Annotated in this window: 1 protein-coding gene; it reads right to left on the reverse strand. The window is 69.2% G+C overall.

What is annotated here, in order from left to right; translation table 11 throughout:
- On the reverse strand, positions 1-1,064 hold a 1,064-nt coding region (locus Q4C89_RS05045; protein ID WP_303101512.1), incomplete at its 3' end, for a CinA family nicotinamide mononucleotide deamidase-related protein.
- Between the last annotated feature and the right edge of the window lie 169 nt (positions 1,065-1,233).

The raw sequence follows: 1,233 nt of genomic DNA on the forward strand, positions 1-1,233 counted from the left end.
ATGGCGACGTGCGCTTGCCCGCTGCTCACGTCCAGCACCACACTCAGGCCCACGTCGGAGGCGAGGTGTTCCCGCGCTCCGGCGGCGAGTTCGCGGGCGGCCTGTTCGCTGACCAGCCCCTCGTTTTTCAGGGTCACGGGCGTCAGGCCCAGCGTAATCAGGCGGCGGTGGTCTTGAGTGACAGCGGCGTCGTGGAAGGCGGCTTCGTCAGCCAGCAGGGTGCAGAGGCTCCCGGCGCTCCCCGCCTCGATGACGCCGAGGGTGCGCCCCGCCAGTCGCTCGCCCACGGCACCCGCCAGCGTCGTGCCGTCCTCGCCCCACGTCCAGCGGGCCACCAGCCCCCGCACCTGCTCCAGCAGCGGCGCGAGCAGAGCGCGGGCTTCGGCCTCGGTGGGCGCACTCGCCGCCACGCGCAGGTCGACACCCGTTTTGCGGGCGTAGGTCGCCACGCTGGGGTTGGCCTGCCGGGTCAGGTCGCCCAGAATCTCCGCCACGTTGCTCTCGCCGATGCCCTGGGTGTGGAGGGTGGTGTGAACGAGCGCCTGGGTGGGCAGCGGCAGACGCGGCAGCACCTGTTCGCGCCACATCTTGTGCATCTCGCGGGGCGGGCCGGGCAGCGCCACGATTATCTTCTGGCCCTGCCGGACGAACCAGCCCGGAGCCGTGCCGACGGGGTTGGGCAGCGCCTCGGCACTCGGAATCAGCCACGCCTGCTTGCGGTTGACCTCGGGCATGACCCGGCCCCGCGATTCGTACAGCCCGCGCAGCCACGCCAGCAACTCGGGGTCTTCGGCGGGGGTTTCGCACAGTGCGGCGGCAATCGCCTCGCGGGTCAGGTCGTCGTCGGTGGGGCCTAAGCCCCCGCCCACGATGACCAGGTCGGCGCGGGAGAGGGCCAGCGACACCGCTTCGGTGACCCGGCCCAGGTTGTCGCCCACCACCGTCTTGCGGTGCAGGGTGACACCCCGTGCGCCCAGTTCGCGGGCCAGAAAAGCGGCATTGCTGTCCACGATTTCTCCGAACAGCAGTTCTGTGCCGACACTGATAATTTCTGCTAGAAGCATAACAACCTCGCCGGAGTATATGGGATGACGTAACCGGGTGTCTACAGGGGAGGGGCAAAACAGAGAGCAAAGGGAGCCGCCGAAAGTTTTCTACACTGTCCGGCGTGAACCGCTCGCCCCCGCTGCTGCTGTCGCTGCTGAGTGCGCTGCTGGCGTTCGGCACGGTGGG

Source organism: Deinococcus sp., assembly GCF_030523985.1.
Taxonomy (GTDB): Bacteria; Deinococcota; Deinococci; order Deinococcales; family Deinococcaceae; genus Deinococcus.